The 21,761-nt window shown below is 63.6% G+C and carries 20 protein-coding genes and 1 pseudogene; 6 read left to right on the top strand and 15 right to left on the bottom strand.

Annotation, left to right across the window (positions count from 1 at the left end):
* Positions 1-69: 69 nt before the first annotated feature.
* Complete coding sequence (locus V3G39_08530) at positions 70-306, bottom strand: hypothetical protein (protein XAS78064.1); 237 nt, start codon at positions 304-306, stop codon at positions 70-72.
* A 138-nt stretch (positions 307-444) separates the two neighbouring features.
* Between V3G39_08530 and V3G39_08525 the strand changes: the two genes are divergently transcribed.
* Both V3G39_08525 and V3G39_08520 read left to right on the top strand, forming a co-directional pair.
* Positions 445-2,205 (top strand): DEDD exonuclease domain-containing protein, encoded by a 1,761-nt coding sequence (locus tag V3G39_08525; GenBank protein XAS78063.1) that lies wholly within the window; start codon positions 445-447, stop codon positions 2,203-2,205.
* 4 nt (positions 2,206-2,209) lie between these two features.
* Positions 2,210-2,491: an Lrp/AsnC ligand binding domain-containing protein gene (locus V3G39_08520; protein ID XAS78062.1), complete on the top strand. Its 282-nt coding sequence runs from the start codon at positions 2,210-2,212 to the stop codon at positions 2,489-2,491.
* Between the two features lie 40 nt (positions 2,492-2,531).
* On the opposite strand, the gene trpD is transcribed toward V3G39_08520, so the two are convergent.
* Together trpD and V3G39_08510 are read right to left on the bottom strand one after the other, a co-directional pair.
* On the bottom strand, positions 2,532-3,623 hold the full coding sequence (gene trpD, locus V3G39_08515) for an anthranilate phosphoribosyltransferase (protein ID XAS78061.1): 1,092 nt from the start codon (positions 3,621-3,623) through the stop codon (positions 2,532-2,534).
* Complete coding sequence (locus V3G39_08510) at positions 3,620-4,057, bottom strand: hypothetical protein (protein ID XAS78060.1); 438 nt, start codon at positions 4,055-4,057, stop codon at positions 3,620-3,622. The genes trpD and V3G39_08510 overlap by 4 nt, the downstream gene beginning before the upstream one ends.
* A 294-nt stretch (positions 4,058-4,351) precedes the next feature.
* On the opposite strand from V3G39_08510, the gene V3G39_08505 reads away from it, so the two are divergent.
* The 4 genes from V3G39_08505 to V3G39_08490 are packed head-to-tail and all read left to right on the top strand — an operon-like array spanning position 4,352 to position 8,670.
* Entirely contained in the window at positions 4,352-4,930 is a 579-nt protein-coding gene (locus V3G39_08505) for a heme-copper oxidase subunit III (protein ID XAS78206.1), read from the top strand.
* Positions 4,931-4,985: 55 nt separating this feature from the next.
* A complete protein-coding gene (locus V3G39_08500) occupies positions 4,986-5,768 on the top strand; it encodes a cytochrome c (GenBank protein XAS78059.1) in 783 nt (260 codons plus the stop codon).
* The gene (locus tag V3G39_08495; protein XAS78058.1) at positions 5,768-6,856 is read left to right on the top strand and encodes a Rieske 2Fe-2S domain-containing protein; all 1,089 of its coding nucleotides are present in this window, start codon (positions 5,768-5,770) and stop codon (positions 6,854-6,856) included. The genes V3G39_08500 and V3G39_08495 overlap by 1 nt, the downstream gene beginning before the upstream one ends.
* Positions 6,853-8,670 (top strand): cytochrome bc complex cytochrome b subunit, encoded by a 1,818-nt coding sequence (locus V3G39_08490; protein XAS78057.1) that lies wholly within the window; start codon positions 6,853-6,855, stop codon positions 8,668-8,670. The genes V3G39_08495 and V3G39_08490 overlap by 4 nt, the downstream gene beginning before the upstream one ends.
* A gap of 258 nt (positions 8,671-8,928) precedes the next feature.
* Here V3G39_08490 and V3G39_08485 read toward each other — a convergent pair.
* The 12 genes and pseudogenes from V3G39_08485 to V3G39_08430 form a co-directional block, all read right to left on the bottom strand.
* Positions 8,929-10,180: pseudogene (locus tag V3G39_08485) on the bottom strand (IS256 family transposase).
* Positions 10,181-10,808: 628 nt separating this feature from the next.
* Positions 10,809-11,822, bottom strand: coding sequence for an NADP-dependent oxidoreductase (locus V3G39_08480; GenBank protein XAS78056.1), 1,014 nt, complete (start codon positions 11,820-11,822; stop codon positions 10,809-10,811).
* Between the two features lie 13 nt (positions 11,823-11,835).
* Positions 11,836-12,237 (bottom strand): cytochrome c oxidase subunit 4, encoded by a 402-nt coding sequence (locus V3G39_08475; protein ID XAS78055.1) that lies wholly within the window; start codon positions 12,235-12,237, stop codon positions 11,836-11,838.
* On the bottom strand, positions 12,234-13,994 hold the full coding sequence (gene ctaD, locus V3G39_08470; protein XAS78054.1) for a cytochrome c oxidase subunit I: 1,761 nt from the start codon (positions 13,992-13,994) through the stop codon (positions 12,234-12,236). Before ctaD ends, V3G39_08475 begins: the two co-directional genes overlap by 4 nt.
* Complete coding sequence (gene coxB / locus V3G39_08465; protein XAS78053.1) at positions 13,994-14,851, bottom strand: cytochrome c oxidase subunit II; 858 nt, start codon at positions 14,849-14,851, stop codon at positions 13,994-13,996. Before coxB ends, ctaD begins: the two co-directional genes overlap by 1 nt.
* 98 nt (positions 14,852-14,949) lie before the next feature.
* A complete protein-coding gene (gene aat / locus V3G39_08460) occupies positions 14,950-15,684 on the bottom strand; it encodes a leucyl/phenylalanyl-tRNA--protein transferase (protein XAS78052.1) in 735 nt (244 codons plus the stop codon).
* Positions 15,685-15,698: 14 nt separating this feature from the next.
* Positions 15,699-16,685 (bottom strand): carbohydrate kinase family protein, encoded by a 987-nt coding sequence (locus V3G39_08455; protein XAS78051.1) that lies wholly within the window; start codon positions 16,683-16,685, stop codon positions 15,699-15,701.
* Positions 16,686-16,822: 137 nt separating this feature from the next.
* Positions 16,823-17,203: an iron-sulfur cluster assembly accessory protein gene (locus V3G39_08450; protein ID XAS78050.1), complete on the bottom strand. Its 381-nt coding sequence runs from the start codon at positions 17,201-17,203 to the stop codon at positions 16,823-16,825.
* A 235-nt stretch (positions 17,204-17,438) separates the two neighbouring features.
* Positions 17,439-18,548: a glycerate kinase gene (locus tag V3G39_08445; protein ID XAS78049.1), complete on the bottom strand. Its 1,110-nt coding sequence runs from the start codon at positions 18,546-18,548 to the stop codon at positions 17,439-17,441.
* Positions 18,549-18,586: 38 nt separating this feature from the next.
* Positions 18,587-19,303 carry a M50 family metallopeptidase gene (locus V3G39_08440; protein XAS78048.1) on the bottom strand — a complete coding sequence of 239 codons (717 nt, stop codon included), beginning with the start codon at positions 19,301-19,303 and terminating at the stop codon, positions 18,587-18,589.
* A gap of 36 nt (positions 19,304-19,339) precedes the next feature.
* Entirely contained in the window at positions 19,340-20,374 is a 1,035-nt protein-coding gene (locus tag V3G39_08435; protein ID XAS78047.1) for a glutathione S-transferase C-terminal domain-containing protein, read from the bottom strand.
* Complete coding sequence (locus V3G39_08430; protein ID XAS78046.1) at positions 20,374-21,753, bottom strand: dipeptidase; 1,380 nt, start codon at positions 21,751-21,753, stop codon at positions 20,374-20,376. The genes V3G39_08435 and V3G39_08430 overlap by 1 nt, the downstream gene beginning before the upstream one ends.
* Between the last annotated feature and the right edge of the window lie 8 nt (positions 21,754-21,761).

Below are 21,761 nucleotides of genomic sequence, written 5' to 3'. Positions count from 1 at the left end.
CGCGTGGTGGATGACACGTGAGGAGCCTAGGCGCGGGTCATCGCGCTGACTCCGCTCTCGGGTCAGACATCACCCGGTACTGCGTAGGCCGACCAGCGGTTCCGCGACCGGGCGCGCGGCGCGCGCCTGGCTGGCACTCAGCATCCCGGCGTCGACGAAAATATCCAATGCGGCTCTCTCCCGCTCCGTCACAGTGAGTCCCACCTCATTGCGACCGCCCGCTTCCGCGGGAAACAGGTCAGCACGCGGTACGGGCATCTGCAGCAGCACGGTCACCATGCAGTCGGCGCAATGCCGGTCGCGCACCGGGCAACTTTCACAATCGATGTGCATCTCACTACTCCTTCATGTCGTCCTTCCCCGAAACGCTAACTGCGGGGTCCGACAACGCCTCCGGACCGCCGTCGGGTCCGCCTGTCGGTGCCGGCACCTACCGTCCTGGACATGGCAAACGCCCACCCCTTCCAGGCAGCTTTCGAGGACCTCGGCACCCCGTTGTCGGGCGTCACGTTCGTGGTGGTCGACCTGGAGACGACCGGCAGCAATCCGAGCACCTCCCGGATCACCGAGATAGGCGCTGTGAAGGTTCGCGGCGGAGAAGTGCTCGGACAGTTCCAGACGCTTGTCAATCCCGGTAGCGCCATTCCCGCATTCATCGCGGTCCTGACAGGAATCACCAATTCGATGGTTGCTTCGGCACCGACCATCGAATCGGCCCTGCCCGCGTTCCTGGAGTTCGCCGCCGGAAGTGTTCTGGTGGCCCACAACGCCCGCTTCGATATCGGGTTTCTGCGCAACAACTGTGCGCGACTGGGTCATTCATGGCCCGACCATCGCGTGATCGACACGGTCCACCTGGCCCGACATCTGGTGGGCGACGATGAGGTGCCCAATCGCAAACTGGGATCGCTGGCACAGCTCTTCGGTGCCGCGACCACCCCGGATCACCGCGCGTTGCACGACGCGCAGGCGACCGTCGACGTGCTGCACGCGCTGATCGGTCGGGTGGGCAACCTCGGAGTCCACACCTTGGAGGAGTTGTCCTCCTTCACCAGCCGCGTCGATCCGCGGCAACGCCGCAAGAGGTTCCTTGCTGACGGGCTCCCGCATGCACCAGGCGTCTACGTTTTCAAAGACGATCGGGAACGGGTGCTGTACGTCGGCACCTCGGTGGATATCCGCAGGAGGGTGCTCAGCTATTTCACGGCGAGCGAGCAACGCTCCCGGATGGCCCAGATGGTCGGCCTCGCCGCAACGGTCACACCTATCGTGTGCGCGACGGTCCTGGAGGCTCAGGTTCGTGAACTCCGGCTGATCGCCGAACACAAACCGCGATTCAACCGACGCTCTCGCCATCCGGAACGATGCGTATGGCTAAAGCTGACGGTCGAGACCTTTCCACGGCTGTCCGTGGTCCGAGAGACGCGCGGGGACGGCGCCCACTATGCAGGTCCTTTCGCATCCAAGGCGCTGGCTCAGCTGGCAGCAGCAGCCATCCACGAGGCCGTGCCACTGCGGCAGTGCACCCAGCGACTCACCGCGACGTCCCGTTCGACCGCATGCGTGTTGGCGGAAATGGGCCGGTGCGGCGCCCCGTGCACCGGCCAGCAGAGCGTGTTCGATTACGCCGCAGTTGCCAACCAGGTCGGCCAGCTGTTCAGCGGCGACGCCAGGGCTGTGTCACAGATTCTGGACGAACGGATGCAGCGACTCTGCGAGCAGGAACGCTTCGAGGAAGCAGCGCAGGTTCGCGACCGGATGGTGGTCCTGATCCGCGCCGCTGACCGTAATCAACGGTTGACACCGATTGCCACCACGCAGCAGCTGATTGCTGCCCGCCCGGCAGCGGTCGGCGGGTGGGAGCTGATCTGCGTGCGATACGGAAAGCTCGCAGGCACCACCCTGTGTCCGCCCGGGGCCGATCCCACGCCGTACATAGACAGTGTGGTGACCATGGCAGAGATCGTGGCTGCTCCCTGCGGTCCGGTGCCGGCGACGCATCCGGAGGAGACCGAGAAGATCCTGCGCTGGCTGGAGACCGCGGGGGTGCGGATTGTCAGGATCGACGGGCAATGGAGTTGCCCGGTGCACGGTGCCGGATCGGTCCGCACGCGTCTTGAGTCCGTGCTGAAGCAGATCACCGACGACACTCCTTACGGCGCTGCCCGATTGGAAAGTGAGGACCGCCGAAGCGTTCTAAGCTGATGCGGTGATCTCAGCAATTGTCATGATCAAAGCCGACATCGACCGTATTCCAGAGGTCGCGAAGGCAGTCGTTGAAATATCGGGTGTCACTGAGGTCTATTCCACCACCGGTGATGTCGACCTGATCGCGATAGTCCGGGTTGCTCGCCACGAGGACCTTGCCGATGTCATCGCGGACCGGATCAACAAGATTCGAGGGATGCGAGAGTCGCAGACCCACATCGCGTTCCGCACGTACTCCAGCGGGGATCTGGGCGCAGGCTTCTCGTTGGGCCTGGACGACTGAGCAAGCCTGAACGACTGAGTGCCACTTCGGCCCAGCGGCTTCAGCGCCTCGAGGAGTCCACTCCGTCTCGAGTGATCGCGATCCACTGCTCGAGGACGCGCGCGGCCGAACCGTCGTCTATGGCGGTTCGGGCCCGATCGACACCGATCTGCAATGCCTCCTCGAATGAGGACTGTCCCCCGTAACGTCCAGGGCCGCCATTTCCGACGACCGACAGCGCAATGCCGGTGTTCAAGAGCACCGCATCGCGTATCGGCCCTTCGGCACCGGCCAGTACCCGGTGCACGACTGTTGCATTGTGCGCTGCGTCTCCACCACGCAGCGCGTCGGCCGAGGCAGTCGCAATTCCCAGGGCTCCCGGATCGACGCGGTGCAGCGTGATCTGACCGTTTCGCACCCATCGCACCGTCGATGTCGTTGCCACGGTGAGTTCATCGAGTCCGTCGTCACCACGAAACACCGCCGCCGCACTACCCCGATCCGCGAACACCCCGGCTATCAGGTCGGCGACGCGTGAGTCGGCGCACCCGACCGCGGAGTACTTCGGACGGGCGGGGTTGGTCAGTGGTCCCAAAATATTGAACGCGGTCGGAACTCCCAGCTCCCGTCGAGGTACCGCAGCATGGCGCATGGAGGGGTGGAACGTCTGGGAGAAGCAGAACGTGATGCCGGCATCTACCGCCACCGCACCAACACGCTGCGCGGGCAGATCCAGCGCCAACCCCAGTTCCTCCAGCACGTCGGCAGCCCCCGAGGACGATGACGACGCCCGGTTTCCGTGTTTGACGACCCGTGCGCCCGCGCCCGCCGCCACGATCGCCGACATCGTCGAGATATTGACGGTATGTGCTCCGTCGCCGCCTGTCCCGACAATGTCCAGCGTCTCGCCCGGCACGTTGATCGCAATCGCAAATTCGCGCATTGTGTCTGCCAGACCGCGAACTTCGGACACGGTCTCGCCCTTCGCACGCAACGCGATGAGGAACCCGGCGACCTGGGCAGCAGACGCACCGCCGGCCATGATCTGCTCCATCGCCCACGACGTGTCCTCGCTCGACAGGTCGCTGCCTTTCAGCAGATCTGTGAACAGCCGGGGCCAGCTCCGGTCGGTCTGAGCGTCGGGCACACTCACCCTGCGGTCGGTGTCACGAGGCGACCGTGCCGACGGGCGACGGCCGCAATCGTCGAGCTGAGCTCCAGGGGATCAATCGGGTGGGACACCGCTGCATCCGCCTGGGACCACGACGCCAACCAACCGTCCGAGGGACGTCCGGTGAGCACGATGATCGGCGGGCATTGAAAAATCTCGTTCTTCAACTGTTTGGTCAGTCCCATCCCACCGACCGGGGTGGCTTCACCGTCCAGGATCAGCAGGTCGAGCGCTTCGTTGTCAGCGGCAGCAATCACGGCCGCAGCAGTTGCGCACTCACGCCAGGACTCGATACGCACGTCCTTTGCGGGTCGCTTGCCGACCCCGATACGCACCGCGTCACGAGTGGCGATGTCGTCGCTGTACAGCAACACTTTGATCGCCCGCGGGGTCTGTGATCTAGAGGTCTCAGCCATGCCTGGAATGCTACTCATGACGAGCGGGAACCTCGCACGGCCACGCAGCGTTTCTTGCAGCGAGGACGGCCGGTGCACTGTGGACCTGCTCTCGACTCATGTTCCCCGACTGCAGGACCCGTGCCGTGACACCGTTTCTGCGCGTGCTGTGGCGCCTCGACGGCAACACCCGAGGGGTCGGTCGTGTCCTTGTGGAAGTCGTAGGGCCATAATGATCGGGTGGCCACAACAACGACTGCGACGACCAGCGAACAAGGGCTTCCGGCAGGTCACGGACCCGTCACTCGCCCCAACATGACCGCCGTCGGAACGATGGTGTGGCTCTCTAGTGAGCTGATGTTCTTCGCTGGACTCTTCGCCATGTACTTCACCATTCGCGCTGTCGCCAGCCCTCTGTGGGCGGACCGCACGTCGCACCTGGACGTGCCGTACGCCGCGGCCAACACCACCGTTCTGGTGGTGTCGTCGTTGTGGTGCCAGTTGGGCGTCTTCAAGGCGGAAGAGGGAATCCCCGCACGCACGGGAACCCTGCTCCAGTTCAAGAAGTGGGGCATGCGGGAGTGGTACGTCCTGACCTACATCTTCGGGGCGATCTTCGTCAGCGGTCAGGTGTTGGAATATTCGAACATGTTCGGCGACGGCATCAGCCTCAACTCCGACTCCTACGGCTCGATGTTCTACCTCACCACCGGCTTCCACGGCTTGCACGTGACTGGCGGTCTGATCGCGTTCCTGCTGATCATCGGGCGCACCTTCACCAGCAAGAAGTACACCCACCACCAAGCGACCGGCGCCATTGTCACGTCTTACTACTGGCACTTTGTTGACGTCGTCTGGGTAGCCCTGTTCGCGACGATCTACCTCCTCAAATGACGCATCCGACAGTCGGGACCCCGGCCGCCTCCTTCGACGACAGGAACTACGCACCGTGAGTTCGCTCGCAGCACACCGTAGGCACCCAGCATCGCTCGTGCTGGTACTCCTCTTCGGTCTGGTCGTCACCGGCGGCCTCTATGCACTCTTCGCACCGACGAACGCCAGTGCCGCGGAGGGATCCACCACGCAGGCCGCGGCCGGCAAGCAGATCTTCCTCGCCAACTGCGCAACGTGTCACGGCCAGGACGGCAATGGCCGCGCGAACAACCCCTCGCTCGTCGGGGTCGGTGCAGCCGCCGTCGACTTCCAGGTCAGCAGTGGGCGGATGCCGTTGGCCAATCCGGCCGTACAGGCCGAGCGCAACCCGAACGTCCAGTTCACCAAGGAAGAAATCTCCCAACTGGCGGCTTATGTGGCTTCCCTGGGCCCCGGCCCCGGCATCCCTCCCAGTGAGTACACGAGCCTCGGAGGAAATATTGCCAAGGGTGGTGAACTGTTCCGGGTCAACTGCGCCATGTGCCACAACGTGAGCGGCGCCGGTGGCGCCCTGACCCGGGGCAAGTACGCGCCGAGTGTCATGCCTGCAAGCGGTCGCCAGGTCTACGAAGCAATGCTGTCAGGTCCGCAGTCGATGCCGATCTTCAACGACCAGAACCTGTCCCCGCAGAGCAAGAAAGACATCATCGCGTATCTCCACAACGTCAAGACCGCACCGAGCCAGGGTGGTAACGACCTGGGCAATCTCGGCCCGGTCACCGAAGGATTGTTCGCCTGGACCATCGGCATCGGTCTCATGATCGGCGCTGCGGTCTGGCTCGGACGGAAGGCAGCCTGATGTCAGAGATTTCTTCCAGTCACGACAACGACGCTCGTGAAGAACCGGCCACCGGTAAGGCCGTTGCCAACGTAGGTGGCGAGCACGACGCACTGCCGGCACGGTTCGAAAACCCAGGAATTCCGGAACACGTACACCGGATGGGAGACGACGACCCGGTAGCCGCCAGGCGCTATGAACGGCAGGTGGCAACGCTGTTCGGGATCTCGATGATCGCGACCCTGCTCTTTGTCGTCGCCTACATCGTGATCGACAGTTCACAGGTCGTGACCCTCCCGCTCATCGGATCCACCAAAGCATTGAACGTGGGGCTGGGCGTCTCTCTCGGTCTGTCACTTCTGTGCATTGGCCTGGGCACCGTGCACTGGGCGAAGACCCTGATGTCCGACACGGAGGTCACCGAAGAACGCCACACCTTGCGGTCTTCGGATGAAGACCGGGCCGGCACGGTCAAACACCTGACGGACAGCGCCGAGTCGTCGCAACTGACCCGTCGCCCGCTGATCAAGTACTCCCTCGGCGGTGCCCTGGGTCTCTTCGCTGTTCCGCTCGGGCTACAGCTCGTCGGCTCCCTGGGACCGCTTCCACACAATGATCTGAGCACCACGCTGTGGGACAAAGGGATCAACGGTCGCAAACGACGTCTCCTACTCGATCCTGAGCTCACGCCCATCAAGCTTTCGGACCTCACCATAGGTAGCGTCTTCCACATTCTTCCTGAGGGCATCGACAAGGTGCCCAATGTGCAGGATGCGGAAGTCAAAGCCGCAGTGATCCTGGTGAGCATGCGCGAAGAGACGATCAAGAACCAGAAAGAAAAGGACTGGGGCATCCAGGGTGTGGTCGCCTATTCCGGGATCTGCACCCACGTCGGATGTCCTGTCGGACTGTACGAGCACACGACACACCACATGTTGTGCCCCTGCCACCAGTCGACTTTCGACATGGCAAATGACTGCAACGTTATCTTCGGCCCTGCGAAGCGTCCGCTTCCCCAGCTGAAGATCTCGGTCGACGACGAGGGTTACATCGTCGCTGACCAAGGATTCCAAGAGCCCGTCGGTCCTAGCTTCTGGGAGCGCGCATGACCGCAGACGCACAGTCCCCCCGTCCCGCCAACGCACTACGCGATGATGACGAGACCTCGACCCCACCGAAGAAATCCGGAGGTGGCGCCGTAGGCGGTGTCGCTAACTGGATGGACGAACGTACCGGTGGAGCCAAAGGCATCCGCCACCTCATGAACAAGGTCTTTCCAGACCACTGGTCGTTCATGCTCGGTGAAGTCGCCATGTACTCGCTCATCATCCTGCTCGTCACTGGGACGTTCCTGACGTTCTGGTATGTGCCCAGCATGGGTGAGACGGTCTACAACGGCTCGTATGTTCCCCTGCAGGGCCAAACAGTCAGTGAAGCATTTGCTTCGACTGTGCACATCTCGATGGACATCCGGGGTGGTCTGCTGATTCGTCAGATCCACCACTGGGCGGCTCTGATGTTCGTCATTGCGATCATGTGCCACATGTTCCGTGTCTTCTTCACCGGTGCTTTCCGTAAGCCCCGCGAAATCAACTGGGTCATCGGCGTGATCTTGTTCATGCTCGCCATGATCGAAGGATTCGCGGGCTACTCGCTGCCGGATGACCTGCTCTCAGGCACCGGTATCCGGGCCGCGCAGGGGTTCATGCTCTCCATTCCAGTGCTGGGCAGCTACATCTCGTACATGGTGTTCGGCGGAGCATTCCCCGGTTCCGCGATCATCCCTCGCCTTTTCACGGTCCACGTGCTGCTGCTGCCGGCCATCCTCATGGGTCTGTTTGCAGCGCACATGATTCTGCTACTGGTGCAGAAGCACACCCAGTACCCCGGGCCCGGCCGCACCAACAACAACATCGTCGGCTTCAAGCTGATGCCCGTCTACACGGCCAAGGCCGGTGGCTTCTTCTTCATCGTCTTCGGGATCACGGCTCTCATCTCGGGGCTGTTCACGATCAACCCGATCTGGTCCTACGGGCCGTACAACCCGACGATGGTCACCGCCGGCGCGCAGCCTGACTGGTACATGGGATTCGCTGACGGCGCACTGCGCATCACGCCGGGATTCTTCGAGTTCACCTTGCTCGGGCACACATACAGCTTCAACGTGATGCTGGGCGCGATCTTGTTGATTCCGGTGATGTTCGGAGTCATGGGTGCCTATCCGTTCCTTGAGCGGTGGGTCACCGGGGACACCCGCGAACACCACATTCTGGACCGACCGCGCAACGCTCCGACCCGCACGGGTCTCGGAATGGGTTTCATCATGTTCTACTTCGTGCTGCTGGTGGCGTCTGGTAACGACATCATGGCAATTACGTTGCACTTATCCATCAACGACATCACCAATGCGAACCGGGTGTTGTTGTTCGTCGGTCCGGTCATCGTCTTCTGGATCACAAAACGGATCTGTATGTCGTTGCAACGTCGTGATCGGGACCTGGTGTTGCACGGCAGAGAATCGGGTCGTCTGGTTCGGACCGCCGAAGGCCGCTTCTTCGAAGCACACGAGGAATTGTCGGCAGAGAAGCGCTGGGCGCTTGTCTCCTACGAGTCACATGTGCCTATTGCAGCTCCGACCGCAACCGATTCCAACGGTGTCGGCCGTCGTCAGATCGCCAAGGACAAGGTGCGGGCCAAGTTGTCGCACTTCTACTTCAGTGATCGGATAGAAGCGGTCACGCCCGCTGAGCTCGCAGCAGCCCACCACGATGGCATCGCACATGAGGCTATCGAGGCACCCCAGGATGGCAACCTCCTGGAGATCGAGGGCGGCGACGAGTTCGACCAGCACCTGCACGGTGGTTCCGAGGAGCTTTCCTCAGGCCACGCGTATTCCCACCCGCAAGACCAGGAACCTTCCTGATCTAAGGCTCCAGAAGAAGGATGGGATGCACTCGTGACGAGTGCATCCCATCCTTCTTTTGACGGTACGGACGACGCCCTGCCGCCCCACCGTGCGTGCGGAAGGAAGGTTGATCCGGTGCTGGCTCGGTCCACGGTGTGCAACGGCACAACCTGATCGTCTACGTGCTGGGCCGACGGCGTTGCCGAGGGTGAACCCCGTCAACTCCAGGTCAAGCCCCTGGAGGTGGTGTAGCGCTGCGTGATTCCTTCTGAGGTGTCAGGCGGTGAGTGCTGGGAGGTCTCCTTGTCGACGTTGGTGTTGTTGGTAGGTGCGGTGGCCAGGCGGCTTTTGGCCAGGATGTCCAGGCCGAGGTAGCGGCGTCCTTCGGCCCATTCGTCGGTTTGTTCGGCTAGTACGGCTCCGACGAGGCGGATGATCGCGTCGCGGTTGGGGAAGATCCCGACTGAGTCGGTGCGGCGGCGGATCTCTCGGTTGAGGCGCTCGTTGGGGTTGTTGGACCAGATTTGCTGCCACAGGCCTTCGGGGAAAGTGGTGAAAGCGAGGATGTCTTCGCGGGCCCCGGCGAGGTGCTCGAACACGCCGGGCAACGCGTCCTGGACGTAGTCCAAGAGTCGATCGAATTGGGCGTGGACGGCGGGGGCGTCGGGTTGGTCATAGACCGAGTGGAGCATCGCTTTGACCGCTGGCCACATGCTTTTGGGTGTGACCGCCATGAGGTTCGCGGCGTAGTGGGTGCGGCATCGTTGCCATGATGCGCCGGGTAGGTTCGCGGCGATCGCGTCTTTGAGCCCGGCGTGGGCATCAGAGGTCACCAGCCGTACTCCGCCCAGGCCACGGGCCACGAGGTCGGCGAAGAACGTGTTCCACGCTGGCCCGGTTTCGCTGGTCGCGACCCGGATGCCGAGGACTTCGCGGCGCCCGTCGGCGTTGACGCCGGATGCGACGAGCACGACGCAGTTGACGACGCGCCCGCCTTCGCGGACTTTCATCGTGAGCGCGTCAGCAGCCAGGAACGTAAACGGTCCCGCTTCACCTAGCGGGCGGTGGCGGAACTCATCAACGATCTGATCAAGATCGGTTGCCATCCGTGAGACCTGCGATTTTGACAGCGAGTTGATCCCCAACGTCTTGACGAGCTTATCCATCCGCCGGGTAGAACACCTGCGAGGTAGCAGTCGGCTACGACCGTGATCAGCGCTGATTCGGCACGTTTACGCCGCTCCAGGAGCCACTGGGGGAAATAGGACCCGGTGCGCAGCTTGGGGACAGCCACGTCGATCGTGCCCGCCCGGGTGTCTAGTGGTCGGTGCCGGTACCCAGTGCGCTGCGCTGTGCGATCCAGGCTGGGCCGGCCGTACTCAGCCCCGACAACAGCATCAGCATCAGCATCAGCGCAGAGCAACGCGTTGATCATCGTTTGCAACAGGTCACGCATCAGATCCGGGCTGGCATCAGTCAGGGCCTCGCCCAGCAGACCAGCAGGGTCGACAATATGAGGAGCGGTCATCGTGTGTCCTTCTTCAAGTCGGTTGTCAGAGATCACTCGAAGGATCACGCGGTGACCGCGTCTATGTCCACCACGGTGATGAACACGGCCAACTGCGCTACACCACTATCAGGGACTCAACTCAACTCCACCTGAGGACGTTGTCCGACGGTGGCGGACAACAACGCATCAGGCCCCATCGCCTGGCGGTCAGGTCCGGCAGAATGGTCCAGGCGAGGGCGAGCATCAGCGCTGGGCCGGATGGATCCAGACAGACCCACCGCAATGGAGCTCTTCAGTTTCCGCATGATGCTCTGGTGCGGATCGGGTGATCACGCCGCCGTCGGAACCGTGCTGTAGAGCATGGTCCGGCATAGGAAGTTGATTTGGGACCGGATATCCACGACCACAGCGTTTGCTGTTCTTGATCGTGACGTTCGCGGCCTCGGTTTTGGCGTTGGTGACGCGGGTAAGTGAGGCGCGGCGACGCTATCGCGGCCGTCGATCACAAGGCCTGACTGCCTGCGTTATCACGAGGCAACCGAGACGCGTGGGGTGGCGACTCCCCCGCTGCTTTATCAGTGACCGCAGCTTGGAGGCGCCCCCTGATACCGCCGTGGACGAATCGGATCAGACAGAACGAAGGGGATCAGTCAGCGACCCTGACGACGACCTTGCCAAAGTTCTTTCCGGTGAGCATGCCCTGAAACGCGTCGACGGCATTGGTCAACCCGTCGATGACATCCTCGCGGTACTTCACCTCACCGGATGCGATCCACGCGGCCATCTGCTGCTCGAATGCCTTGTAGTGCTCAGCCACGAACTCGTTCTGGATGAATCCGCGGAGCGTCAGACTCTTCTGCAGGATGGCACCCATGAGTTGGGCTGAGCGGTCCGGGCCTTCCGGCAGGCTGGTGGCGTTGTAACCAGCGACGAGCCCGCATACCGGGACCCGTGCAAAGGGATTGAGCAGGGGCAGCACCGCTGACCAGACCGCGCCACCGACGTTCTCGAAGTAAACGTCGATTCCATCGGGTACCGAAGCCTTCAGATCGGCCCGAAACGACTCCGACCGGTGGTCGACGGCGTCATCGAAACCGATCTCGCGGCAGTACTGCACCTTTCGTGCACCCCCCGCAATTGCTACCGCCCTCGCCCCGTGCAGACGCGCGATCTGACCGACTGCACTACCCACGGGTCCACTGGCAGCTGCAACCACGACGGTCTCACCAGGTTGGGGCCGGCCGATCTGCAACAGACCGGCGTAGGCCGTGAAACCAGGCATCCCCAAAACGCCCAAGGCAGCGCTGAGTGGCGCCGACCCGGTGTTCACAACACGTAGCTGCGCTGCTTTCTCCACCGAACGACTCTGCCACCCTGCGTACCCCGAGACGATGTCCCCGGGTGCGAACTGTCCACCAGGTGAGTTCAGAACCCGCGAGACGGTGCCGCCCACCATGGTCTGCCCCAGCTGAACGGGAGCGGCGTAAGAGGGTGCGTCGCTCATTCTGCCGCGCATATAGGGATCCAGCGACAAGAACAGCGTCTCGAGTTCTACCTCGTCACTACCGGCCGCCGGAAGCTCGACACTCTCATGCAGGAAGTTCTCCTGCGCCGGTGCGCCGTGCGGGCGGGACAGCAATGCGATTCGAGATGACTGCATACAACAACCTCTGCTAGATGGCGTCTTCGCCGCGGAAATACTCCATCACGAAACCAACCGCAGACAGCGCCAACAGCGGCGTGCCCAAGATGACCATCCACCAACCGACAGCCAGGCCAAGGAAGACGATGGCGCCGGATGCGGCCAAGAACAGCGGCCACCACGAGTGCGGGCTGAAGAATCCGTAGTCACCTTCGACGTCGCTGATCAGCCCTTCCGGGTTGTCATCCGGGCGAAGATCTGTCTTGCGACCGGTCCACCACAGGAAGAACGCGATCATCAGACATAAACCGAACGACAGGCCGAAGCCGACAACCCCGACCGGCTCGCTGCCTCCGCTGAAGAAACCGTAGATGATCGCCATGATCAGGAAGAACGCGCCGAGAATGGCGAACAGTTTGTACTCGACCTTCATCGGTCACCCTTTCGTTCGCCACCGAGCGTCTGCGAGCCGCGGTCACCTGGACCGACAAGCTTGGACAGCGCATCTGGAGCAGGGGCCACCGATGTGGCTGCCACCTCGGGGTGGTGCAGGTCGAACGCGGGGCGCTCGGAACGAATCCTAGGGATGGAGTCGAAGTTGTGACGCGGCGGCGGGCACGACGTAGCCCATTCCAGCGAGGCGCCATAGCCCCACGGGTCGTCGGTCTCGACCATCGGCGCGGTGCGCCAGGTCTTGTAGACGTTGTAGAGGAACGGCAACATCGAGATGCCCAGGATGAACGAACCAACCGTAGACACGTCATTCATCCACTGGAAGCCGTCTTCGGGCAGGTAGTCGGCGTACCGGCGGGGCATACCGTCGACACCCAGCCAGTGCTGGATCAGGAAGGTGGTGTGGAAGCCGACGAACAGCAGCCAGAAGTGGATCTTTCCGAGGCGCTCATCGAGCATCCGACCGGTCAGCTTGGGCCACCAGAAGTACCAGCCCGCGAACATCGCGAAGACTACGGTGCCGAACACCACGTAGTGGAAGTGCGCGACCACGAAGTAGGAGTCCGACAGGCTCAGGTCCAGCGCGGGGCTGGCCAGAATGACACCGGTCAAACCACCGAACAGGAAGGTGACCAGGAAGCCGATCGCCCAGAGCATGGGCGTCTCGAACGTGATCGAACCGCCCCACATCGTGCCGACCCAGTTGAAGAATTTCACTCCCGTGGGCACGGCGATCAGCATTGTCATGACCGCGAAGAACGGCAGCAGCACCTGGCCGGTGGCGTACATGTGGTGGGCCCACACGCTCACCGACAGAGCAGCAATGGCAATGGTCGCAAAGACCAGGGTCTTGTAACCAAACAGCGGCTTGCGGGAAAAGACCGGGAGAATCTCGGAAATGATGCCGAAGAACGGCAACGCGATGATGTAGACCTCCGGGTGCCCGAAGAACCAGAACATGTGCTCCCAGAGCATTGCACCGGCGTTCTGGGCGTCGAAGACATGCGCACCCATCACCCGGTCCGCGCCCAGGGCGAACAGCGCTGCGGCCAGGACGGGGAACACGATGATCACCAGGATGGAGGTGACCAGCACTGTCCAGACGAACATCGACATCCGGAACATGGTCATACCGGGTGCGCGCATACACACGATCGTGGTGATGAAGTTCACCGATCCGAGGATCGTGCCGAAGCCCGCCAGTGCGAGACCGAAGACCCACAGGTTCCCGCCGACACCGGGGCTGTACACCGAGTTGGACAGCGGCGCGTAGGCGAACCAGCCGAAGGAGGCGGCGCCCTGCGGGGTGAGGAATCCACCGGCCGCGATCAGTCCGCCGAACAGGTAGAGCCAGTAGGCGAACATGTTCAACCGGGGGAAGGCCACGTCCGGTGCGCCCAGCTGCAGTGGCATCAACGCGTTGGCAAAGCCCGCAAACAGCGGAGTCGCGAAGAGCAACAGCATGATCGTGCCGTGCATGGTGAAGAGCTGGTTGTACTGCTCCGGGTTGTCGACAATCTGCAAACCGGGCATCCACAGTTCAGCGCGGATGAGCAGCGCAAGAAGCCCGCCGATCAGGAACCACGCAAACGACGTGATGAAGTACAGGTTGCCGATGATCTTGTGATCGGTCGTGGTCATCCACTTGACGGCTGTACGCCCGGGGTGGCGCACGATCGTGCGCGATTCGCGGTAATCGCCGATGCCCTCGGTCGTGCGCGCTGCAATGCTCGCCATTACTTTGTCCCTACTTTGACGACGTCCGAAGATTTAAGCCCCGGTGGCAGGTACTGCTGCTGACCGTTGATGAGACCGGAGCGGTTGAGCGCATTGGACAGGAAACCCGTCTGCCCACTGGCACGCAGACGTTGCATCTGCTTGGCGTAGTCCGCCGCGTTGACGACCTTGACGTTGAACAACATCTGTGAGTGATAAGCACCACACAACTCCGCGCACTTGCCGCGGTAAGTGCCTATCTGGGTGGGCGTCACGTCGAACTTGTTGACCTTGCCCGGAATCATGTCCATCTTCTGCAGGAATGCGATAACCCAGAAGTCGTGGATGACGTCGCGGGAGGTCAGGATGAATTCGGTGCGCTTGTTGACCGGCAGGTAGAGGGTGGGGATGGTCTTCTCCGCACCCGCCTTCCCGTTGAGAAGTGCCTGTTGCCCGGAGGAGTACACCTTGTCGTTCACGTAGTTGAAGTCCCATGACCACTGCTTACCGACGACGTTCACGATGTTGTCGGGGGTGCCCGAGGTGTCCAGCATCTTGTTTTCCAGCACCACCGTCTTTCCGAAGAGGACGGCCACCATCAGGACCGGTACGACGGTGTAGAGGATCTCGATAGGCACGTTGTACGCCAGCTGCGGCGGCAGTCCCGTATCGGTCTTCTTACGTCGGTAGCGAACCATGCAGTAGATGATCAGACCCCACACCAGGACACCCACTCCGAGCGCCCACAGCCAGGACGCCACCCAGAAGCTGGTGATGTCCGGGGTGACCTTCGTAATGCCTTCTGGCAGGAACCCCCGGTGCACCTTTGCGCTGCAACCCGAAAGAGCTATCGCAGTAGCGATTACACCGGCTGTCATGCCTACCCGACGAAGCCGGGGGCGGGTGCTCCTGGCAGACCGGCGCGACACGTCGTCAGGGTGATTTTCACAGGATACGGACACGTCGAAACCTTATCTCAGTCCGAACCGTTGAGGCAGACCGGGCCCGCATGCCCGGTGGCATTTGGAACCTCGCCGAAGCCCTCGAGCGGTTCGGCATGGAGCGCGGCGTGCAGGAGGTCCAGATAGCGTGCCCGCGGCACCTCGACGACGCCGAGCGTGGCCAGGTGGGGGGTGCACCACTGGACATCGAAGACGCCGGCGCCGCTGCCGGTCAGGACCCGGTCAGCCGCCGCCCACACCGCTACCTTTCCTGCATCGGTGACCAGGTGGAACATTGATTCGCCGGCGAAGAAGCCGCCGATGGACACCCCATACAGGCCCCCGGCGAGACGCCCGTCATGGTCCCAAACCTCGACCGAATGCGCCCAACCGAGCTCGTGCAGCCGTTGGTAGGCAGCTACCATCGGACGGGTGATCCACCGGCCGGGGCGGCTCGGATCTGCGCAGGCGCGCACGACGGCGGCAAAATCGCGGTCGACGCTGGTCGTGAATGCCCGTCGGGATCGTCGCAGAGATCGCGAGACGTGCAGATTGCCGGGCAACAGCACCCCACGGGTCGCTGGTGACCACCACCCCATCGGCTTACGCCCGCCCCGCCCGGTGCCCATCGGGAAGAGTCCTCGGCGGTACGCCGCAAGCAGTGTGCCCGGCGCCAGGTCGGCGCCGACCGCGACGAGATCAGCCGGCGACGTCTCGTCATACGCCATCGACCAGGCGGACGGTTCAGGTTCAACGGGTCTGGCTGGCATGGCGGCGATCGCCCTCAGGGGCGCTGAATGCGTAGTTTCGACTCGACGGCGGCTGCTGCCGTCTCTCCGTAGGAAGCAGACATCCGGGCCATGAAATGCGCTTTCCCGAGGACGTACTCCTGAGTGCCAACCGTCTCAACGACATAGGTAGCCAGCGTCGAACCAAGTTGGGCACACGTGACCAGGTCCAGGTTCCACGAGAGCCCGCAGAGGAATCCGGCTCGGAAGGCATCGCCGACACCGGTCGGATCGGCGCTGTGGACAGCACCGGCGATGGGCACCTCGATGGGCGGATGTCCCTTACGTAGCAACGACGCGCCGTCTCGACCCTTGGTGATGACCCGCACCCCCACGTGGTCCAGGATCTGCGCTCCGCTCCAACCAGTCTTCTGCTCGGTGAGGTGGGCTTCGTACTCGTTGGTCATCAGGTACGCCGCGCCGGTGATGAGCTCTTTGATGAACGGACCGTCGGCAAAGGCCAACTGTTGCGATGGATCGGCAACGAAGGGGATGTTGCGCGATCGACAATCGTCGGAGTGGCGCCGCATCCCTTCCGGATCGTTGGCGCCGATCAGGACGAGATCCAGACCACCACAGCGGGCGGACACCGGGCCGAGTTCGATCTCGCGTGCCTCGCCCATCGCGCCGGCATAGAAGGTTGCAATCTGCGCATGATCGTCGTCGGTGGTGCACACGAACCTCGCGGTGTGCTTGGTCTCGGACGTCCACACCGATTCGCAATCGACACCGTGCCGCTCCAACCACGACCGGTAAGAGGCGAAATCCTCACCGACCGCGCCGACGAGCACCGGGCGCTCCCCCAGCGCCGCCATCCCGAACGAAATATTTGCCGCTACGCCCCCCCGGCGAATCTGCAGCTCCTCGGCCAGGAACGACAACGAGATCTTGCTGAGTTGGTCCGGAACGAGCGAATCCGCGAAGCGACCTCGAAAGGTCATCAGGTGGTCAGTGGCGATGGAACCGGTAACGGCGATCTTCATGCCGCGAACCTATCCGGCGGCGGACCCGCATCCGAATCCGCTCGTCGCGGCTCGTGGGAGGTCATGGCGCGAAAAAGGCGGCCGGGGCCGGCATTGCCGGCTCCGACCGCCGAAATCGCGGGACTGTAGTTCTCAGCTCAGCTGAAGCTGTCGCCGCAGGCGCAGGAGCTTCCCGCATTTGGGTTGTCGATCGTGAAGCCCTGCTTCTCGATCGTGTCGGCGAAGTCGATACTGGCCCCTTCCAGGTACGGGGCGCTCATCCTGTCTACGACTACTTCGACGCCGTCGAAGTCGCGGACCAGGTCACCGTCGAGCGAGCGCTCGTCGAAGTAGAGCTGGTAGATGAGTCCGGAACAACCGCCGGGCTGAACTCCCACCCGCAGACGCAGGTCGTCGCGGCCTTCCTGTTGCAGGAGGCTCTTGACCTTGCCCGCCGCCACGTCGCTCAGCTCGATGCCGTGCGTGGTGACCACGTCGGCGGTCGGAGTCGAAAGGTTGGTGCTGCTGTCCACGCTCATGGATCCTCCACTGAACTTGCTGGGTGACCGTGTCCGTATCGCCACGATCGAGGTTCACCGAAGACAACTACGGCTGCCTGCGGGTTGTTCCCGTCCCGCCGGGTTGCCGCCCCGTCTGGATGGGTGTGTCCACTGACCAGGGTACGGCGTCCGCTCCTTCTCCTCCAGCGCATGCGCCACCGGGCCGGTCCCCCGGTGCTCGGTGAGGGGCATGCACCCCGGCCTGGACCCGCGGTCAGGATGGAGTCCAGGTCCTCGCCACCCGGGTCGCCAACATGGCCAGGTCGCGGGATCTCTGCCAGCCGTCCACCGGCTCCGATGCTGCGCCGGTGGACACATTCGAAGCCATCCGCCCGGCTGGGACCACCGAGTACACCCCGCTCACCCCCAGCGCAGCGGACTCCCTTCGCCCGATGTGCGCTTCGTACGACAACACCACCACCGGCTTTCCGCTACGCGCAGCGCGCGCGCCGACCTCGGAAATCACGGTGTCCTGCAACGATTTCCAGTCGAAGACGTCAGCGCCCATCACCACCAGCTCGCTCTGCGCGATCGCGTGGTCGACGTCGGCGAGTTCGCAGAACAGCTGCGGACCCGGCCGTAGCTGCGCGCCCAGGACCGCAAGCGCGTACCCGACACCGCCCCCCGCACCTGCGCCGGATTCCCGATCCAACCGACGTTCCTTACCTGTCAGAAGGTCGCGATGCGATGGCAGGACGCGACGCAGATGGTCGACGTACTGACCGAGCCGGTTCTCGAACGCCTGCGATTGTGCGCCGTCGAGGCCGAGGCTTTCCCGGGCGTAGGAGGCCGCACCGTGAAAACCCAACAACGGCAGTGATTCTGCAGTTGCCGCGATGATCTGACGGCCGAGCCACTGCTGCCGCACATCGGCAACCCATCCCAGGTCGCTCTCGTTCGGGTCGTCGGCCCGGCCAGCAAGAGCCTGCAGCATTCCCAGGCCACCGTCCAGACAGGTCAGGTCGCCGACTCCCACGATCAGGGTGCCCACCTCCGGCCGTGCGACGGTCCATTGCATGAGCAGACCGAGTGGATGGGAGGACCTGCCGGAAGTGACCTGTGCCGCCTCCAGAATCGCGGTGCCGTCGGGCAGCAGCACGACGGTCGCGAGGACCTCGGCCAATGCAACTGGTTCTGTGCAGGCACCCGCCAGCCGGGCAGCCGCGGCGCAGAACCCTCTGCCCCCGCGGGACAGGCCCAGAGCACGAACTTGCAGAGCCGTCGAGCTACCGCTCTCATTCGCGAGCCAGCCGAGTCGGATGCCCTCGGCGACCTCATCAGGGTTGGCCGAGTCGACAGCGTCGCAGACCACGAGTACAGACACCTGCACAGTCTCCCCCGTCGCTCGCCCGGGCCGGCCACTCAACGCAGTTCGCCCCAGAGCAGTGCGCCCCCGAGAAGGACGGCCGCCACGCTGATCAACGCGAACACGGTGACCCACAGGAGCGCCGGAAATGGTGTGAGCCTGGCGAGCTGGTCAGCATCCGACAGCTGACCGCCGCCGGCGCTCCCGCCGGCTGATCGGTCGTGCTGCAGATCCACCACCGTACGGAGTCCGCCGAACAGCAGGAGCCACACCATGACCAACGCGACCGCCATGTGCACGCTCGGGGGGCACCACCAGAGGATCGCAGCAACGGGCCCGCCGCAGGCTGCGACCGCGAGCAGACCGAACCAGTTGCGGATCTGCAAGATCATCCCGACCAATACGACCAGGACCGCCAGTAGCAACAGACCCGGGTATCCCCCGCGCAGCAGCCAGGCACCCAGAACACCCAGCACGGCAGGGCCGGGATAGCCCGCACCGAAGGTGAGGACCGCACCGAGACCACGCGCCGGGCCCCGCGAGGCCGTGACGCCGGACGTGTCGCGGTGGATCCGCATTCCATGCAGCGAACGACCGCAGACCAGGGCCGCCAGCGCGTGGGAGCCCTCGTGCGCCAGCGTGATGCCCACTCGCGCGAAGCGCCACGCGCGCGGCCATCCGACCAGGGCGAGCGCCAGCACTGCCGAGGCAACGACGACAGCGATCGACGCGTGCGGCGCGGCGACCGTCAGGCGGTCCCATTCGCCACCCATCAGGTGACTGCGTTCACCGGTTGACGCGCCAAGACCCTACGACCGATGACGCAACTGTCCGTCGGCGCCGATTGCCCGATTGTGTGCAGGGTCGACCCGCTCGACCTCGGCGATCGCGCCCGGTGCCGTTCCCCTGCCGAACGGGCTGCCGCCCAGCGCCTCCCTGCCGTGCTCGCTCATCAGCCCGGACAGATCCGGCCCCTTCGGGATGATCCCCGTGGGGTTGATGTCGGAGTGCACGACGTAGTAGTGGGCCTTGATGTGCTCGAAGTCGACCGTGTCACCGAAGCCGGGTGTCTGGAACAGATCCCGTAGGTATCCGTAGAGGGCCGGCAGCTGCGCAAGGAGATTGCGGTTGCACTTGAAATGACCGTGATAGACCGGATCGAAACGGACCAGCGTCATGAACAGTCGGATATCGGCCAGCGTGATCTGACCTCCCATGAGGTACCGCTGGTCGGTAAGCCGGTCCTCCAGCCAGTCCAGGGCGGCAAAGAGACGGTCGTACGCGTCTTCGTACGCCGTCTGTTCGCTGGCGAAGCCACACCTGTAGACGCCGTTGTTCACTTCCGTGTAGACGCGGCGCATGACCACATCCATCTCCGAGCGCTGCGCCTCCGGGTAGAGATCGGGGGCGCCGACGCGGTGCAATGACTTCCACTGCTGGATCAGGTCGATATCCATCTGGGCGAAGTCGTTCGTCACAACCGCACGCGACGACTCCTCGACGAGAGCCGGGACGGTGATCCCCCGCGGATATCCGGGCACCCGGTTCTCGAAGGCGTCTTTCAGCCGGGGTATCCGCAGCACCGGATCCAGACCTCCTGGGTCCAGATCGAAGGTCCAGCTGTCCGTGTCATGCGTCGGTCCACAGATCCCGAGCGAGATCACGTCCTCCAGGCCGAGCAGGCGACGCACGGTGGTCAACCGACTCGCCCACGGGCACGCCCGACTGACGACCAGTCGATACCGACCGGCCTGCACCGGCCATTGTGCACCGGGGTCGGCCGTGATCCGATCACTGATGTAGTTCGTATCGCGCTCGAAGGAGGGCTCCAGGTAGCCGGCCATCACTTCACCTCTGCCAGTCGCTGCAGCAGGAGGGCCTCGGCTCGGCAGACCCGCTCGAACTCGCCCAGGTGCAGACTCTCGTTCGCACCGTGCGCCCGGGTGTCCGGGTCCTCCACCCCGGTCACCAGGATCGCGGCTTCGGGGAATCGCTCCGCGAAGGCGGCAACGAACGGTATCGACCCGCCGACCCCGATATCGACGGGCTCCGCGCCATCCCACGCGTCTCTGAAGGCCGACCGTGCTGCGTCCTGGATCGGGCCGTGTGACGGTGCGACGAACCCGGCGCCCTCGTCATCGAGGCTTACCTCGACCCGAGCTCCCCACGGAGTGTGCTGGCGCAGGTGATCCTGTAGCAGCTCATAGGCATGTCGTGGATCTTCGTCCGGTGCGATCCGCATCGACACCTTGGCGCGGGCAGTGGCCGCCAACGTGTTGGAGGCCGTGTCCACCGACGGGGCGTCGATACCGATCGTCGTGATCGCCGGCTTCGTCCACAGGGCTGACAACAACGGTCCCGAGCCGATGATCTGCACGCCGTCCAACAGCCCGGATTCCTGCCGGAGTCGCGCTTCGTCGTAGTCCAGATCGGCGGCTTCGCCGCGTCGTAGACCCGCCACGGCAACCTCGCCCGCCGCATCGTGCAGCGAAGCGAGTAAGGCGATCAGCGCGGTGATGGCATCGGGAACCGGCCCGCCGTACATACCGGAATGGACGCTGTGATCCAAGGTTGCGACCGTCACCACGACCCGGATCATGCCGCGCAGCGTCGTCGTGAGAGCCGGCGTGCCGATCTCCCAGTTCGTGGAGTCTGCGAGCACGATCGCGTCCGCGCGTAACCGGTCACCATGCCGTTCCAGGATGGTCGCCAACGAGTCGGAACCGACCTCCTCCTCTCCTTCGACGAAGACCGTGACCCCGACCGGCGGGCGCCCGCTGTGCGCCCGGATAGCGGCAATATGGGCCATCACCCCCGCCTTGTCGTCGGCAGCACCGCGGCCGTAGAGCCGACCGTCCCTCTCGACCGGTTCGAACGGCGGACTGATCCAGTCCTTTTCGTCGCCGGGCGGTTGGACATCGTGGTGGGCGTACAACAACACGGTCGGAGCGCCGGGGGGTGCCGGGAGGGTGGCAATCACCGCAGGGCGTCCACCCTCTCGCACGATCTCGACCTGCAGGCCCTCTGCCCTCAGCAGATCCGCCACCGCGTGTGCGCTGCGGTCGACATGCGTCTGATCGAAAGAGTCCAGCGAGACGCTGGGGATGGCGGTCAGTGCTTCCAGGTCGCGACGAACACCGGGCATCAGGGCACTGATCCGAGCCCTCAACTCCTGTGTCGACGCGTCGGCGCGCTGGGTGGTTTCCGAATTCGTGTCACTCACCCGGCTAC

The organism is Dermatophilaceae bacterium Sec6.4, assembly GCA_039636865.1.
Classification (GTDB): domain Bacteria; phylum Actinomycetota; class Actinomycetes; order Actinomycetales; family Dermatophilaceae; genus Allobranchiibius.
The sequence above is the reverse complement of the archived record's forward strand: the minus strand, read 5'-3'. Positions and strand labels throughout refer to the sequence as shown.

Excerpts from the sequence above, each read along its gene's own strand:
- ctaD (XAS78054.1), bottom strand. The coding sequence starts at position 13,994 with ATGGCGAGCATTGCAGCGCGCACGACCGAGGGCATCGGCGATTACCGC.
- V3G39_08505 (XAS78206.1), top strand. The coding sequence starts at position 4,352 with ATGACCGCCGTCGGAACGATGGTGTGGCTCTCTAGTGAGCTGATGTTC.
- V3G39_08490 (XAS78057.1), top strand. The coding sequence starts at position 6,853 with ATGACCGCAGACGCACAGTCCCCCCGTCCCGCCAACGCACTACGCGAT.
- V3G39_08435 (XAS78047.1), bottom strand. The coding sequence starts at position 20,374 with ATGGCCGGCTACCTGGAGCCCTCCTTCGAGCGCGATACGAACTACATC.
- coxB (XAS78053.1), bottom strand. The coding sequence starts at position 14,851 with ATGACAGCCGGTGTAATCGCTACTGCGATAGCTCTTTCGGGTTGCAGC.
- V3G39_08450 (XAS78050.1), bottom strand. The coding sequence starts at position 17,203 with ATGAGCGTGGACAGCAGCACCAACCTTTCGACTCCGACCGCCGACGTG.
- V3G39_08510 (XAS78060.1), bottom strand. The coding sequence starts at position 4,057 with ATGGCTGAGACCTCTAGATCACAGACCCCGCGGGCGATCAAAGTGTTG.
- V3G39_08495 (XAS78058.1), top strand. The coding sequence starts at position 5,768 with ATGTCAGAGATTTCTTCCAGTCACGACAACGACGCTCGTGAAGAACCG.
- V3G39_08455 (XAS78051.1), bottom strand. The coding sequence starts at position 16,685 with ATGAAGATCGCCGTTACCGGTTCCATCGCCACTGACCACCTGATGACC.
- aat (XAS78052.1), bottom strand. The coding sequence starts at position 15,684 with ATGCCAGCCAGACCCGTTGAACCTGAACCGTCCGCCTGGTCGATGGCG.
- V3G39_08440 (XAS78048.1), bottom strand. The coding sequence starts at position 19,303 with ATGGGTGGCGAATGGGACCGCCTGACGGTCGCCGCGCCGCACGCGTCG.
- V3G39_08480 (XAS78056.1), bottom strand. The coding sequence starts at position 11,822 with ATGCAGTCATCTCGAATCGCATTGCTGTCCCGCCCGCACGGCGCACCG.
- V3G39_08525 (XAS78063.1), top strand. The coding sequence starts at position 445 with ATGGCAAACGCCCACCCCTTCCAGGCAGCTTTCGAGGACCTCGGCACC.
- V3G39_08475 (XAS78055.1), bottom strand. The coding sequence starts at position 12,237 with ATGAAGGTCGAGTACAAACTGTTCGCCATTCTCGGCGCGTTCTTCCTG.